The sequence below is a fragment of the Streptomyces sp. C genome, from assembly GCF_000158895.1.
In the GTDB taxonomy this organism is placed as follows: domain Bacteria; phylum Actinomycetota; class Actinomycetes; order Streptomycetales; family Streptomycetaceae; genus Streptomyces; species Streptomyces racemochromogenes.
The window spans coordinates 5,645,243-5,659,397 of the sequence record NZ_GG657750.1 but is presented as its reverse complement, the minus strand read 5'-3'; the positions used below and the strand labels follow the sequence as shown (position 1 = coordinate 5,659,397).

The following is a 14,155-nucleotide window of genomic DNA, read 5'->3' as shown; positions in this document are numbered from 1 at the left end:
CCCGTGGCGCGGCTCCCCCGCCGTCATCGTCCGTGCTGTGAGTGCCCGGCGAGTGAACGCCGGGCGCTCTCAGTGGGTCAGGCCTGCTCGGCGTCCGCGGCCGGGGCGGCCTCGGCGGCGGGGGCCTCGGCGGCCGGGGCCTCCGCGGCGGGGGCCTCGGCGTCAGCCTTCTTCTCGCCCTCGAGCAGGTCGCGCTCCCACTCGGCGAGCGGCTCGGCGGCGGCCTTCTCGCCCGGCTTCGAGTCGCCGGTCGCGGCGCCGGAGCGGGCGATGAGGCCCTCGGCGACGGCGTCGGCGATCACGCGGGTGAGCAGGGTGACGGAGCGGATCGCGTCGTCGTTGCCCGGGATCTTGTAGTCGACCTCGTCGGGGTCGCAGTTGGTGTCGAGGATCGCGACGACCGGGATGTGCAGCTTGCGCGCCTCACCGACGGCGATGTGCTCCTTCTTGGTGTCGACGATCCAGACGGCGCTGGGAACCTTCGACATCTCGCGGATACCACCGAGGGTCTTCTCCAGCTTGGCCTTCTCGCGGGAGAGGACCAGGAGCTCCTTCTTGGTGAGACCCGAGGCGGCGACGTCCTCGAAGTCGATCGCCTCAAGCTCCTTCAGACGCTGGAGGCGCTTGTAGACGGTGGAGAAGTTGGTGAGCATGCCGCCCAGCCAGCGCTGGTTGACGTACGGCATGCCGACGCGGGTCGCCTGCTCGGCGATGGCCTCCTGCGCCTGCTTCTTCGTACCGACGAACATGATGGAGCCACCGTGCGCGACGGTCTCCTTCACGAACTCGTAGGCGCGGTCGATGTACGACAGCGACTGGAGCAGGTCGATGATGTAGATGCCGTTGCGCTCGGTGAAGATGAAGCGCTTCATCTTCGGGTTCCAGCGACGGGTCTGGTGACCGAAGTGGACGCCGCTCTCCAGCAGCTCCCGCATCGTTACGACGGCCATGGCCATCTCCTTGGTTTCTCGGTTTTGGTTCCTGACGCCCCGCCGCGCCCTGCCCCTTGAGGGACCGAGAGACGCTTTCACCTGACCGGAACCGGTCGGCGCTGGGGCGTGCGAAGTCGACCCGGTGACCCGGATCGCCACAAGAAGTGTACGGGACCCGGCGGTATGCCGGGTGACGCCGTTGTCCACAGCCCCTCGGCCGTTCACAGGCTCGGGCGGGGCCGGCCGCCCGCGCGGGATCCTGCCGGGCATGACGAAACTGCTGCTCATCCTGCTTCTGACCCTGTCCGGTCCGCTGCCGGGGCCGCTTCCCCCTCCCGGGCCGGCGGCCCCGGATCCCGCCCGGCCTGCGCCCGTCGCACCGGTGCGCGGCGGGGGCGCGGCGGGCGGGGTGCGGGGCGCACGTCCGCTGCCCGCGCCGCTGTCCGTGGCGCGCTGGTGGGACCCGCCGCCGACCCCGTACGCGGCCGGCCACCGCGGTGTGGACCTGGCGGCGCCGGCCGGGGCGGAGGTGAGGGCCGTGGGGCCCGGGCGAGTGCACTACGCGGGGCCGGTGGCGGGGCGCGGGGTGCTCTCGCTCACCCTGCCGGGCGGCCTGCGCACCACCTACGAGCCGGTGCGGCCGCTGGTGGCGCGGGGGGACGCGGTCGAGGCGGGGCAGGTGGTGGCGGTGCTCACGGAGGGCTCCCACTGCCCGGGCCCCTGCCTGCACTGGGGCCTGCTGGCGGGCGAGGACGCCTATCTGAACCCACTGGCCCTGCTCCCCGCGCCCACGCCCCGGCTGCTGCCGGGGGCCGGCCCGGGCGCGTCCCCGCGCCCGGGCCGGGGGCTCCTCAGGCCGTGACGCCCCGTAGGGCCATGGCGACGGCGGTCTCGGTGATCACGTCCGGGTCCTCGGCGGCGCCGAGCTCGATCCGGCGGGCCGCGGCGTCCACCACGCCCTGGAGCAGCATCGCGGACAGTCTGGGCTCCGGCAGCCCGAGGGCGCCCAGGGCCTCGACGATCATCGCCACCAGGCCGCCGTGGGCGGCGCGGATCTTCTCCCGCGCGCCGGAGTCCAGCTCGCCGGCGGAGATCGCCACCACCGCGCGGTGGCGCCGGTCCCCGATCAGCCCCAGCTGGGTGCGCACGTAGGCCTCGATCTTCGTCTCCGGCGTGGCCGCCCGCTCCATCGCCGCCTCGATCTCGGCGGCCCAGACGGGGAAGTCCACCGCGCACAGCTCTTCGACGACGGCCGCGCGGGACCGGAAGTACTCGTACACGGACGACCGGGCGAGCCCGGTCCGCTCCGCGAGGGCGGGGAAGGTCAGGGCTTCCGTCCCGCCTTCGGACAACAGGGAACGGGCGGCGTCCAACAGGGCGCCGCGCTGCATCGACCGGTGCTCGGCCACGGAGGCCGCTCGAATCCTGGGCACCTCACCACTGTACGGAGGTCCCGCAAGGGGTGTCGGCCCCTCCGGCGGGGCCGCCGGCGGCTCAGCGGCCGACGTCGGCGAGCTTGGCCCGCAGCTGGAGCACGGATTTGGTGTGGATCTGGCTGACCCGGCTCTCGGTGACGCCCAGCACGTTGCCGATCTCGGCGAGGGTCAGGCCCTCGTAGTAGTAGAGGGTCACCACCGTCTTCTCCCGGTCCGGGAGGGTGTTGATCGCCCGCGCGAGCAGCCGGCGCAGCTCCCGGTCCTCGGCCACCTCGACCGGGTTGTCGGCGGCGGTGTCCTCCAGGGTGTCCATCAGGGAGAGGCGGTCGCCGCCCTCCCCGCCCACGTGCAGCAGCTCTTCCAGGGCGACCACGTTGGCCAGGGACAACTGGCTGAACACCGTGTGGAGTTCCTCCACCGCGATGCCCATCTCCCCGGCGACCTCACCCTCCGTCGGGGTGCGCCGCAGCTGGGCCTCCAGCGTCGCGTAGGCGCGCTCGACGGCCCGCGCCTTCTGCCGCACCGAGCGCGGGATCCAGTCCAGCGCGCGCAGCTCGTCGATCATCGCGCCGCGGATGCGGGTGATGGCGTACGTCTCGAACTTGATGGACCGTTCGATGTCGAACTTCTCGATCGCGTCGATCAGCCCGAAGACGCCGGAGGAGACGAAGTCGGCCTGTTCCACGTTGGGCGGCAGGCCCACGCTGACGCGGCCGGCGACGTACTTCACCAGGGGCGAGTAGTGCAGGATCAGCTGCTCCCGCAGCCGTTCGTCGCCCGAGTCCTTGTATGAGCGCCAGAGCACCTCCAGGGACGAGGGCGCGGTGGACCGCACGCCGCCGCGGGCAGCGGGGGGCACCGCAGCGCGGTCGGACCCTGAGGTGTGCTGGGGCATGCTTCGCCTTTGCCGGAGCCGGATTCCTTGGGAGCGTAGCGTGACGGAAGTGTCGCGGTGCGCGAAGAGTACGGGATGGCGCGGGGGCCCAGGGGCGTCCGCCCTCGCGCGGGCGGCCCGGGACCGGCGCCTCGCGCACGGTCCCGGCGACTGCCACCGGGAGGACCGCGTCTGTCATCGCCGTCACTCTTTCACCGGAACGCCCCAGGTCAACGACCGCCTCGCCGGTCGGCTCCGGATTGCACCCCCTCTCGCGACGTCCGCGGGGTCAACCGCCAGCCGTCGCCCTGCCGTTCGACGAACCCCAGAGAGTGAAGTTCGTACAGTCTGCCGATGACTTCATCGGTGCCGGCGGCCGCGGCGAGGGCGATCTCGTCGAGGCCCGCCGCCCGTCCCGCGGGGAGCGCTTCCAGTACCCGCGCCGCGCCGGGGGCCAGCAGGTCACGGGCGTGCACCGGGCCACGCCGGGCGGGGGCCAGTTCGCCCATGTCGCCGACGAGTTCGACGATCTCGTCGGCGTCGGTGACGAGCACCGCCTCGCCGCGCAGCAGCTCGTGCACCCCGGCCGAGAGGCCGCTGGTGGCCGGGCCGGGTACGCCCATGGTGAGGCGGCCCAGCTCCTGGGCGCGGCGGGCCGTGACGAGGGAGCCGCTGCGCAGGGCGGCCTCCACGACGACCGTCCCCCGGGTGAGGGCGGCGATGACCCGGTTGCGCAGCACGAACCGGCTCGGGGTGGGGTGGGTGCCGGGCGGCAGTTCGCCCAGGACCAGCCCCTGGCGGGTGATCCGGCCCAGGAGCCCGGCGTGTCCGCGCGGGTAGACGGTGTCCACCCCGCAGGCCAGGACGGCCGCGGTGGCTCCGCCCGAGGCGAGGGCCCCGCGGTGGGCGGCTCCGTCGATCCCGTACGCCGCCCCGGAGACGACCACCCAGCCGCGCTCGGCGAGTCCGGCGGCCAGGGTCTGCGCCATGTGCGCCCCGTACGGGGTGCACGCCCGGGCCCCGACCACGGCGACCGAGCGCAGGGCCCACGTCCGCAGGTGGGGGCGGCCCCGAAGCCAGAGGCCGACGGGCCGGGCGTCGCCGAGGTCGTCCAGCTGGGTCGGCCACTCCGCCGAGCCGGGGCACACGAAGCGGACTCCCGCGCCGGCGGCGTTCTCCAGGTCCCGCAGGGGCTCCGCGACGGCGGCCCGCCTGCGGTACCCGGCGAGCCGCTCGGGCCCCACACCGGTCAGCGGGCCGGGCTCCCGGCCGGGGCCGGTCAGGAGCCGTATCACCGCGGCGGCCCCGAGTTCCCGGATCCAGCGTCCGCCGTGCTCGTCCCCCGGCTCCAGCACCCGGGTCAGCGCGGCCCGGGCCAGGAGCTCCGGGTCGGGCCGCTCCCCAGCGCTCACGGTCCGGCCCCCAGGGCCTGGGCGGCACCCCGGGCGATCCCGGTGCGCAGTTCCAGCGCGACGGCCGCGTCCAGCGCGTCGGGGCGGTCACGGCCCCGCAGGTCGGCGACGGTCCAGGCGACCCGCAGCACCCGGTCCAGGCCCCGGGCGGTGAGCAGTCCGCGTTCCATGTCCCGCTCGGCCAGGGCCAGGGCGCCGGGGCCGGCGGGCCAGCGGGTGCGCAGCTCGTGCCCCGGCACCTCGGAGTTGAGCCGCCACGGGGTGCCGGCGAGCCGGGCGGCGGCCCGGTCGCGGGCCTCGCGGACCCGGTCGGCGACGGCGGCGGTGGGCTCTCCCCGGCCGCCGCGGCCGAGCAGGTCGGAGCGGGTGACGGGCTCCACCTCGACCCGCAGGTCGACCCGGTCGAGCAGCGGCCCGGACAGCCGGGCCTGGTAGCGCCGGATCACCGAGGCGGGGCATTCGCAGCCGGACCCGGTGAGGGTGTGGCGGCCGCAGGGGCAGGGGTTCGCCGCGAGGACCATCAGGAACCGGGCGGGCAGCCGTACCACCCCGGCGGCCCTGGCGATGACCACGTGCCCGGCTTCGAGGGGCTGTCGCAGGGCGTCCAGCACCTTGCCGCTGAACTCGGCGGCCTCGTCCAGGAAGAGCACCCCCCTGTGGGCCAGGGAGACCGCCCCGGGTCTGGGGATCCCGGCCCCGCCGCCGACCAGCGACTGCATGGTCGCGGAATGGTGCGGGGCGCAGTACGGGGGCCTGCCGACCAGCGGTTCGCCGGGCGGCAGGATTCCCGCGACCGAGTGGACGGCCGTCACCTCCAGGGAGTCCTGTCGGGTGAGCGGCGGCAGCAGCCAGGGCAGCCGCTCGGCGAGCATCGTCTTGCCCGCGCCCGGGGGCCCGCTGAGGAAGAGGTGGTGGCCCCCCGAGGCCGCCACCTCCAGGGCCCGGCGGGCGCCCTGCTGCCCGGCGACGTCGGCGAGGTCGGGGAAGTCCGCGGCGTCTCCCCGGCCCGAGAGGCCCGTCCCGAGACCGGCGCCGGGGACGACCAGCCCGGCGAGCATCGGGTCGGGGCGCCCGGCCTCCGGCGGGGGGTCCTCCTCGGGCACCTCCCCGTCGGACAGGACCGCGATCAGCTGCCGCAGGCTGCGCACGCCCAGTACCGAGACGTCCGGGACCAGGGTGGCCTCGGCGGCGCACTGCTGCGGCACCACCACCTGCCGGTACCCGGCCTCCGCGGCGGCGAGCACGGCCGGCAGGATGCCGCGCACCGGGCGCACCCGGCCGTCGAGGCCCAGCTCCCCGATGAGCACGAGGTCGGCGATCCTGCCGGGGTCGACGACCTCGGCGGCCCCCAGCACGGCCGCGGCGACGGCCAGGTCGAAATGGGCGCCGGACTTGGGCACGGACGCCGGGCTGAGTCCGACCGTGAGCTTCTTCTGCGGCCAGGGGGCGCCCGAGTTCGCCACCGCCGCCCGTACCCGGTCGCGGCTCTCGACCAGGGTCTTGTCCGGCAGTCCCACCAGGGTGAAGGCCGCCACCCCGGGCTCCAGGTCGGCCTGCACCTCCACCAGTACGCCCTCGACGCCCACCAGGGCCACCGAGCAGGCCCGCGCGAACCCCATCAGGCCACCCCCCTGACGTGCTCCACCACGGGCGCGCCGCGCCGGGGCAGGAGGACTCCGACGAGGTCGATCCGCACCCCGCCCGGCGGCGGGCCCCCGTGGTCGGCGAGCCACCGCCCGGCGAGCCTGCGCAGCCGGTCGGCCTTGCCGGCCCGGACCGCGGCCATGGGATGTTCGAACGCGCCCTCGCGGCGCGTCTTGACCTCGCACACGACGAGGGCGTCCCCGTCGCGGGCGACGATGTCGATCTCCCCGGCGCGGCACCGCCAGTTCCTGACGATCACCGTCATCCCGGATTCGGTCAGTCTCCGCGCGGCGAGCTCCTCGCCGTACCGCCCCAACGCCTGCCGTGCCACGTCCTTCGCGTCCATCCGGCACCACCTCCACCGCCGACGGTCCCGGTTCCGGGCGCAGCGAGTGGATCTTGGTGGACAACCGGCGCGTTGTGGAGAACCGGTTCACCCCTGGGGGTGAACCGGTCCGCGGATCAGCCCGGCAGGTCGGCGCCCGGCAGTTCGAGGTCGCTCTTGTTGAGCTCCTCGATGTTCACGTCCTTGAAGGTCAGCACGCGGACCTGCTTGACGAAGCGGGCCGGCCGGTACATGTCCCAGACCCAGGCGTCGGCCATGGAGACCTCGAAGAAGACCTCGCCCTGGACCGAGTGCACCTGCATCTCGTAGTCGTTGGTGAGGTAGAAACGTCGTTCGGTCTCGATCACGTACTTGAACAGCCCGACGACGTCGCGGTACTCCCGATAGAGCTTCAGCTCCATCTCGGTCTCGTACTTCTCGAGGTCCTCGGCGCTCATGGCATGTTCCCCTTCAGCCGTGCGTCCCCCTATTGTGCGCCAGCGCCGTACGCCCCTAAACGATTTCCGGGGCGAGGACCACCGGAGCGCCCGGAGGACCGTCGTCGAGCAGCGTCCGGAGCAGCTCGGCCAGTCTGGTCGGGTACACCGTCTCACGGGCCGCGAGGAGTTCCTCGGAGGTCCACCACCTGGCCCCGGTGACGCTGCGCCGCTCCAGCTCCGTGAGGCCGCCCGGCACGGTGTCGGTCTGGGCGGTACGGGCCAGGAAGTACCACTCGTCCTGCTCCCAGCGCCTGCCGTCGAAGGGGAAGGAGCAGTACCGGTGCCACAGCACCGGCCCCAGATCCACCTCTGTGATCCCGGTCTCCTCGGCGAGTTCCCGCAGCGCGGCCTGCTCCCGGCTCTCGGTGCCCTCCAGGCCCCCGCCGGGGGTGAACCACCAGTCGTCGGCGGGATCGCCCGGCTCGAAGCCGTGCAGCAGCAGGATCCGGTCGTCGGGGTCCAGCAGCACCACCCGCGAGACCTTCCGCGGCGTCCCGGACGGCTCAGCGGCCATCGGAGCCCGCCCTGCCGCGACCGCGACCCAGGAGCCGCGCGAGCGGCCCGTAGGCCCCGCCGAGCAGCACCAGGCCCGCGCCGGCCAGTACCGCCGTCACCTGGAGCCGCAGCGGACCCGGGGCGGAGGTCCCACCGGGCAGGGCGGCGAAGACCTGCGGCCGCTCCAGCATCTTCGCGGACGGCCACGCGAGGGCGTCGACGCGGGCGGAGACCGCGGACCGGGGCACCGTGCCCTGGCCGGCGTCCTGGAGGTGCGCCCGGGAGTCCAGCGAGCCGCCGCGCCGGTCGCCCATCAGGAAGAGGTTGCCCTCGGGCACCTTCACCTCGAACGTGGTGCTCCCCGCGGCCGCCGCGCCGTCGCCCTCGCGGTCCACGTACGGCTCGTCGAGCGCCCGGCCGTTGACGGTCACCCGGCCGCCCTGACCGCAGCAGGAGACGGTGTCGCCGCCGACGCCCACGACCCGCTTGACCATGGGCGAGTTGCTCCACACGGTGTCGGTGAAGACGACCACGTCACCGCGCCGGACCTGGCCGCCGTCGATCCGCTGCGCCAGCACCCGGTCGCCCGGCCGCACCGTCGGCACCATCGAGTCCGTCGGCACCGTGTACGGCTGGTACACCAGGGCGCCCCAGACGAAGCCGCCGAGGAACAGCACGAAGCCGATGGCCACGGCGATCCCCGACAACGTGTTGCCGAGGCCGCCGCGGCCATCCCTGCGCGCGCGTATTGCCTGCGTTCCGCCCATTGCAGCGCCCCCATGACTCGGAGATCGTCGACCTGGGCGGCACCCTACCGGGCGGTACGCCCCTTGGTCAGCCTCCGCCTGCGCCACATGACCAGGGGAACCGCCCCGACGAGCCCCAGCGCGGCCGGGGTGACCCCCGCCGTGCCCGCGCCGCTCGCCTGCGGCGAGTGCAGCGGCGCCGGGGGCTGCTTGCCGATGCCGGGCTGGTCGAAGGTGTCCGGGACGGGGAGCGTGGCCCAGCGGGTGAGGGGCCACGCCACCACGACGGCCCGCCCGACGACGTCCTTGACCGGGACGAAGCCCTGGGTGGAGTCCTGCTGGTGGTAGCGGGAGTCCTGGGAGTTCTGCCGGTGGTCGCCCATCACCCAGATCTTGCCCTTGGGCACGGTGATCGGGCCGAAGGGGAAGTCGTCGCAGGCGCTGTTGCCGGGGAAGATGTACGGCTCGTCGAGCGCCTTGCCGTTGACGACGACCGGGCCGCCCTTCTTGCACTCCACGGTGTCCCCGCCGATGGCGATGGTCCGCTTGATCAGGTCCTTCTCGTCGGCGGACGGCATCAGGCCGATCTTGCTCAGGATCGTCTGCGCGATGTTGGGCTCCGGGGTGGGCTCCCCGGCCAGCCAGTTCGCGGGGTCGTGGAAGACCACGACCTCGCCGCGCTCGGGCTCCGAACCGAACCACGGGGTGAGCTTGTCCACCAGCACCCGGTCACCGCGCTGCAGGGTGTTCTGCATCGAGTCGGACGGGATCGAGAACGCCTGCACCAGGAAGGTCTTGATCAGCAGGGCCAGCAGCAGGGCGATACCGATGAGGAGCGGGAGCTCCTTCCAGAAGGAACGCTGCGGCCTCTCCGCCTCGGCGCCCTCCTCCCCGGTCTCGTGCCCGACGGCGTCGTCCGGCCGCTCCTCGCCCTCATCGCGTCCGGATCGTGCGCCTACCGCCACATCCCCCACATCCACTCCTCACTCGGAAAACCGCCGCCCGTACCGGAACAGGAACGGGCCCTCCCCTCCCCTAACGAGCGGGAGTTCCCTAAGGCGCGGGAGACCAGGGCCACACTATGCGAAGGGCATGCCCCGGCGGCGCCGACGGGGCCCGCGCCGCCGTCCGCCCCGCACGGGATCCGGCACCTGCAGGAAGGTCGCCGGCTGGTCGAGTCCGCGCCAGTGGTCGAAGGGCCAGGCGATCACCACCGCCTGCCCGACCACGTTCTTCTCGTCGACGGTGCCCTCGAAGGCCTCGTCGAGGTGATAGCGGGAATCGGCCGAGTTGGCGCGGTGGTCGCCCATCACGAAGATCCGCCCGGTGGGTACGCGCACCTCGAAACGGATGTCCGAGGGGGCGTTGCCGGGTGACACGTAAGGCTCATCGAGCGGCGTTCCGTTGACGGTCACCCGTCCCCGGGCGTCGCAGCACTTGACCGTGTCGCCGCCGACGCCGATGACCCGCTTGATCAGATCCTGCTCGTCCGCCGACGGCAGCAGGCCGATGAAGGTCAGGGCCTGCTTGATCTGCCGGATGCCCGCCGGGTCCGGTTCGGGCCTCGCGGCCTCGCCCTTGAGCCAGCCGCCCGGGTCCTTGAACACGACGACCTCGCCCCGCTGGACCTTCGAGCCGAACCACGGGGTCAGCTTGTCCACCAGCACCCGGTCCCCGATCCGGATCGTCTGCTCCATGGAGCCGGAGGGGATGAAGAAGGCCTGCACCAGGAAGGTCTTGAGCACCAGGGCTATGCACAGCGCGACCGCCACCAGCAGCGGCAGCTCGCCCACGCGGCGGGTGCGCCTGCGCCGGCGGACCTTGCGCGCCAGCCGGCGCCGCTCGGCCCGCCCTCCGGGCTCCGCGGGCTCCACCGGCTCCGCGCCCTGGGCACCCCCCGCATCCCCGGCCACCCGCTCCGGTGCGGCGGTGCCGACGGGCTCCCGCGCGGGCGCGGGCCGGGGCGCCCGTCCCGGGCCGCGCCGGGGCCGCTCGGGCCGCTCGGGCCGTTCCGGCCCGCCGCCCCGCCCCGGCTCGGGGCGGCCGGCACCCCGCGGGCGTCCGCGGCTACCCATGCGGGCCGTCCCCGGTCCGCACCCCGGGCACCGAACCCCAGCGCGTCACCGGCCAGCCGATCCAGTCGGCCCGCCCGATCACCTTCTCCACCGGCACCATCCCCCCGCCCGGCTCCCCCAGGTGGTCCCGGGAGTCCCGCGACTGGGAGCGGTGATCGCCCATGACCCACAGGGTCCCCAGCGGAACGACGATCCGGAAGGGCACCTTCGAGGCCGAGTCTCCGGCGTACAGATAGGGCTCCTCCACCGGGACTCCGTTGACCTGGATCCGGCCGCCCTGGTCGCAGCACACCACGTCGTCCCCGCCGACGCCCACGACCCGCTTCACGAAGTCGGTGTCGGAGGGCTCCGCGAGCCCGAGCGCCGAGAGCGCGCCGTGCACGGCGTCACCCACCGGGTTGCCGCCCGCGGGCTCCCGTACGAAGGAACCGGCGCCGTCGAAGACCACCACGTCCCCCCGCCGGGGCTCGGCGCCGAAACGGTACGCCAGCTTGTTGACCAGGACCCGGTCCCCGACCTGCAGGGTCGGCTCCATGGAGCGGCTCGGGATCTGGAAGGGCTGGACCACGAAGTTGGCCAGCAGGAGCAGGAAGAGGGCGCAGAAGGCCCCGATCAGCCCGGCCCGCCGCCAGGACCCGGAAAACCACGGACCGCCGAGCCACGGACCGCCAAGCCACGGGCCGGAAAGCCGGGACCCGGGAAAAGCAGAACGCGGCCGCCCCTCCCCCTGTTCGGGGGAGGAGTGGCCGCGCTGTGTGAGCTCTGCTTCGGTGTCCATCGGGGGCGAGCCTATCCGGCCGTCCCCGGGACCCGGAGAGGAGATCAGCGGTCGCGCTTCTCCTTGATCTTCGCGGCCTTGCCGCGGAGCTCACGGAGGAAGTACAGCTTGGCGCGACGCACGTCACCGCGGGTGACGAGCTCGATCTTCTCGAAGATCGGGGAGTGGACCGGGAAGGTGCGCTCCACGCCGACGCTGAAGGAGACCTTGCGAACGGTGAAGGTCTCGGAGACGCCAGAGCCCTGGCGACGGATGACAACGCCCTTGAACTGCTGGATACGGGAGCGGTTGCCCTCGATCACGCGGACGTGCACGTTGATCGTGTCACCCGGGCGGAAGGCCGGGACGTCCGAGCGCAGGGAGGCGGCGTTGACGCCATCGAGCAGGTGAGACATGTTGTTCGTCTGCTTTCTTCGCACGACGCCACAGGTCGCCGGTGCGGGTTTCCGTAGAGAATTCGGGAGCCGTGCCACTCCCCGTACGGCGATCCCCCTGTGGCAGGAGCGTACGGAAGCACACAGCAGCCGCCTATTCTTCCACGGCCGGCGGCCTGCGCCAAAATCGGCCGTCACCGGAAGGCTTCCAGCCCAGGATGCTGAGGATCTCGCGGTCCTTCTTGTCGAAGGCGGAGGCCTCGCAGCGCTCGATCAGGTCCGGGCGGTTCTGCGCGGTGCGGCGGAAGGCCTCGTCGCGGCGCCATCGGGCGATCTTCCCGTGGTGGCCGCTGAGCAGCACCTCGGGGATGCCCCGGCCGCGCCACTGCGGGGGCTTGGTGTAGACGGGGCCTTCCAGCAGGTTGGCCATCTCGCCGGGGGCGAAGGAGTCGTCGCGGTGCGATTCGGCGTTGCCGAGCACGCCGGGCAGCAGCCGGGCCACGGCTTCGGTGACGACCAGCACGGCCGCCTCCCCGCCCGCGAGGACGTAGTCGCCGATGGAGACCTCGTAGACCGGCATCCGCGTCGCGTACTCGTCCATGACGCGGCGGTCGATGCCCTCGTACCGGGCCGGGGTGAAGATCAGCCAGGGGCGTTCGGAGAGCTCGACGGCCAGTTCCTGGGTGAAGGGCCGGCCGCTGGGCGTGGGCACGACCATGACGGGGCCGTGCGCGCCGGACTCGTAGCCGTCGGCCAGCGCCGAGTCCAGGGCCTCGCCCCAGGGGTCGGTCTTCATGACCATGCCGGGGCCGCCCCCGTACGGGGTGTCGTCGACGGTGTTGTGCCGGTCGTACGTCCAGTCCCGCAGGTCGTGGACGTGTACGTCGAGCTGGCCGCGCGCCCGCGCCTTGCCGACGAGGGAGACGTTCAGCGGTTCCAGGTACTCGGGGAAGATCGTGACGACGTCGAGCCGCATCAGGCGTCGTCCCCGGACTTCTCGTCCTCGGCTGCCTTCTCGCCCTCGGCCTTCTCGCCCTCGGCCTTCTCGGCCTCCGCGGAGGTCTCGGCGTCACGCGCGGAGGCGATCTCGGCGCGGTCGTCGATCAGCCCGGGCGGCGGGGTGATGACGCAGCGCTGCTCCTCCAGGTCGATCTCGGCGACGATCTCCTCGACGAAGGGGATCATGACCTCGGTGCCGTCCGGGCGCTCGACGATGAAGAGGTCCTGCGAGGGCAGGTGCGAGATCTCGGTGATCCGTCCGATCTCGGTGCCGTCCTCGAGCACCACGTCCAGGTCCATGAGCTGGTGGTCGTAGTACTCGTCCTCCTCCTCGGGCAGCTCCGCGGGGTCGACGTCCGCGATCAGGAGGGTGTTGCGCAGCGCCTCGGCGGCGGTGCGGTCCTTGACGCCCTCGAAGCGGAGCAGCAGCCGGCTGCTGTGCACCCGGCCCGTCTCGATGGTCAGCGGACCCGCCGACGCCGGCTCGGTCCGCAGCACGGCGCCGGGCGAGAGCCGCAGCTCCGGCTCGTCGGTCCGCACCTCGACGGTGACCTCACCCTTGATCCCGTGGGCGCGGCCGATCCGCGCGACTACCAGCTCCACCTGTATCTCCTGTTCAGACGACAACGGGCCGGGGCGGGCACGTATGCCCTCCCCGGCCCGTGCCGGTGTTCAACTGCTCAGCGGACCTGGTCCACGTCGACGAGGTCGACGCGGATCCCCCGGCCGCCGATGGCGCCCACGACGGTGCGCAGAGCACGAGCGGTGCGGCCGTTGCGGCCGATCACCTTGCCGAGGTCGTCGGGGTGGACCCGGACCTCCAGCACCTGCCCGCGCCGCAGGTTGCGCGAGGCGACCTGCACGTCGTCGGGGTTGTCCACAATGCCCTTTACGAGGTGCTCAAGAGCCTCCTCGAGCATGCTCAGGCCTCGGTCGACTCGGCGGCGGCCTCAGCCTCGTCCGCCTTCTTGTCGGCCTTCTTCTTCTGCGTGATGGCCTCGCCCTTGCCCTCGCCGACGCCCTCGAGGGCCTTGGCGAACTCGTCGAAGGAGCGACGCTTGTCTTCCTTCGTCGCCGGCTGCAGCAGCGGCGCCGGGGCCGGGAGGCCCTTGTGCGCCTGCCAGTCACCGGTCAGCTTGAGGATGGCGAGAACGGCCTCGGTGGGCTGGGCGCCCACGGACAGCCAGTACTGCGCGCGCTCGGCGTTGACCTCGATGCGCGAGGGGTTGTAGGTCGGCTGGTAGATGCCGATCTCCTCGATCGCGCGACCGTCCCGGCGGGTGCGAGCGTCGGCGACGACGATGCGGTAGTGCGGGGAGCGGATCTTACCGAGGCGCTTGAGCTTGATCTTGACTGCCACTGGAGTGGTGTCTCCTGAACTTGACGTGGTTGGGCACTTGAGATGCCACGTGGGGGTTGCGGTACTCGGGTGCCCGATGGACGCGTCAGCCGGAGGGAGAGAGGGGTCCTATGCGACTGTCGAGTACAGCTGCCCATTGTGCCACACGCCTGCGGCGCCTCCGAGCCGGGAGGAGCACACCGGCGCCCCGGACCGCAGACCACGG

At 73.0% G+C, this 14,155-nt stretch carries 17 protein-coding genes and 1 pseudogene; 1 reads left to right on the top strand and 17 read right to left on the bottom strand.

Features of this window, described 5'->3' with window-relative positions:
• Positions 1 to 77: 77 nt before the first annotated feature.
• Positions 78 to 950, bottom strand: coding sequence for a 30S ribosomal protein S2 (gene rpsB / locus SSNG_RS25745; protein ID WP_042801894.1), 873 nt, complete (start codon positions 948 to 950; stop codon positions 78 to 80).
• A 250-nt stretch (positions 951 to 1,200) separates the two neighbouring features.
• On the opposite strand from rpsB, the gene SSNG_RS25740 reads away from it, so the two are divergent.
• A complete protein-coding gene (locus SSNG_RS25740; protein ID WP_050779728.1) occupies positions 1,201 to 1,794 on the top strand; it encodes a M23 family metallopeptidase in 594 nt (197 codons plus the stop codon).
• Here the strand turns inward: SSNG_RS25740 and SSNG_RS25735 are convergent.
• From SSNG_RS25735 to rpsP, 16 genes and pseudogenes are all read right to left on the bottom strand, one after another.
• Positions 1,784 to 2,341, bottom strand: coding sequence for a TetR/AcrR family transcriptional regulator (locus SSNG_RS25735; RefSeq protein ID WP_007266841.1), 558 nt, complete (start codon positions 2,339 to 2,341; stop codon positions 1,784 to 1,786). The two genes, SSNG_RS25740 and SSNG_RS25735, sit on opposite strands and share 11 nt — an antisense overlap.
• Before the next feature lie 85 nt (positions 2,342 to 2,426).
• Positions 2,427 to 3,263, bottom strand: coding sequence for an RNA polymerase sigma factor WhiG (gene whiG, locus SSNG_RS25730; RefSeq protein ID WP_007266840.1), 837 nt, complete (start codon positions 3,261 to 3,263; stop codon positions 2,427 to 2,429).
• Between the two features lie 209 nt (positions 3,264 to 3,472).
• Positions 3,473 to 4,654 carry a DNA-processing protein DprA gene (gene dprA, locus SSNG_RS25725; RefSeq protein WP_007266839.1) on the bottom strand — a complete coding sequence of 394 codons (1,182 nt, stop codon included), beginning with the start codon at positions 4,652 to 4,654 and terminating at the stop codon, positions 3,473 to 3,475.
• Positions 4,651 to 6,273 (bottom strand): YifB family Mg chelatase-like AAA ATPase, encoded by a 1,623-nt coding sequence (locus SSNG_RS25720; RefSeq protein WP_007266838.1) that lies wholly within the window; start codon positions 6,271 to 6,273, stop codon positions 4,651 to 4,653. Before SSNG_RS25720 ends, dprA begins: the two co-directional genes overlap by 4 nt.
• Positions 6,273 to 6,644: a YraN family protein gene (locus tag SSNG_RS25715; RefSeq protein WP_007266837.1), complete on the bottom strand. Its 372-nt coding sequence runs from the start codon at positions 6,642 to 6,644 to the stop codon at positions 6,273 to 6,275. Before SSNG_RS25715 ends, SSNG_RS25720 begins: the two co-directional genes overlap by 1 nt.
• 116 nt (positions 6,645 to 6,760) lie before the next feature.
• A complete protein-coding gene (locus SSNG_RS25710) occupies positions 6,761 to 7,081 on the bottom strand; it encodes a DUF2469 domain-containing protein (protein ID WP_007266836.1) in 321 nt (106 codons plus the stop codon).
• Between the two features lie 55 nt (positions 7,082 to 7,136).
• A complete protein-coding gene (locus tag SSNG_RS25705) occupies positions 7,137 to 7,637 on the bottom strand; it encodes an NUDIX hydrolase (protein WP_007266835.1) in 501 nt (166 codons plus the stop codon).
• On the bottom strand, positions 7,627 to 8,385 hold the full coding sequence (lepB, locus tag SSNG_RS25700) for a signal peptidase I (RefSeq protein ID WP_007266834.1): 759 nt from the start codon (positions 8,383 to 8,385) through the stop codon (positions 7,627 to 7,629). The genes SSNG_RS25705 and lepB (SSNG_RS25700) overlap by 11 nt, the downstream gene beginning before the upstream one ends.
• A gap of 44 nt (positions 8,386 to 8,429) precedes the next feature.
• Positions 8,430 to 9,329: a signal peptidase I gene (gene lepB, locus SSNG_RS25695; RefSeq protein ID WP_007266833.1), complete on the bottom strand. Its 900-nt coding sequence runs from the start codon at positions 9,327 to 9,329 to the stop codon at positions 8,430 to 8,432.
• A pseudogene (gene lepB / locus SSNG_RS25690) lies at positions 9,301 to 10,439 on the bottom strand (signal peptidase I); the annotation flags it as partial. The pseudogene lepB (SSNG_RS25690) and the gene lepB (SSNG_RS25695), both read right to left, overlap by 29 nt.
• Positions 10,432 to 11,217 carry a signal peptidase I gene (lepB, locus tag SSNG_RS25685; protein WP_007266831.1) on the bottom strand — a complete coding sequence of 262 codons (786 nt, stop codon included), beginning with the start codon at positions 11,215 to 11,217 and terminating at the stop codon, positions 10,432 to 10,434. The pseudogene lepB (SSNG_RS25690) and the gene lepB (SSNG_RS25685), both read right to left, overlap by 8 nt.
• Before the next feature lie 44 nt (positions 11,218 to 11,261).
• Positions 11,262 to 11,612: a 50S ribosomal protein L19 gene (rplS, locus tag SSNG_RS25680; RefSeq protein WP_007266830.1), complete on the bottom strand. Its 351-nt coding sequence runs from the start codon at positions 11,610 to 11,612 to the stop codon at positions 11,262 to 11,264.
• 133 nt (positions 11,613 to 11,745) lie between these two features.
• Positions 11,746 to 12,567, bottom strand: coding sequence for a tRNA (guanosine(37)-N1)-methyltransferase TrmD (gene trmD / locus SSNG_RS25675; protein ID WP_042801890.1), 822 nt, complete (start codon positions 12,565 to 12,567; stop codon positions 11,746 to 11,748).
• Entirely contained in the window at positions 12,567 to 13,193 is a 627-nt protein-coding gene (rimM, locus tag SSNG_RS25670; RefSeq protein ID WP_007266828.1) for a ribosome maturation factor RimM, read from the bottom strand. Before rimM ends, trmD begins: the two co-directional genes overlap by 1 nt.
• A 77-nt stretch (positions 13,194 to 13,270) precedes the next feature.
• On the bottom strand, positions 13,271 to 13,510 hold the full coding sequence (locus tag SSNG_RS25665) for an RNA-binding protein (protein WP_007266827.1): 240 nt from the start codon (positions 13,508 to 13,510) through the stop codon (positions 13,271 to 13,273).
• A 2-nt stretch (positions 13,511 to 13,512) separates the two neighbouring features.
• Positions 13,513 to 13,950: a 30S ribosomal protein S16 gene (gene rpsP, locus SSNG_RS25660; RefSeq protein ID WP_007266826.1), complete on the bottom strand. Its 438-nt coding sequence runs from the start codon at positions 13,948 to 13,950 to the stop codon at positions 13,513 to 13,515.
• Positions 13,951 to 14,155 lie beyond the last annotated feature (205 nt).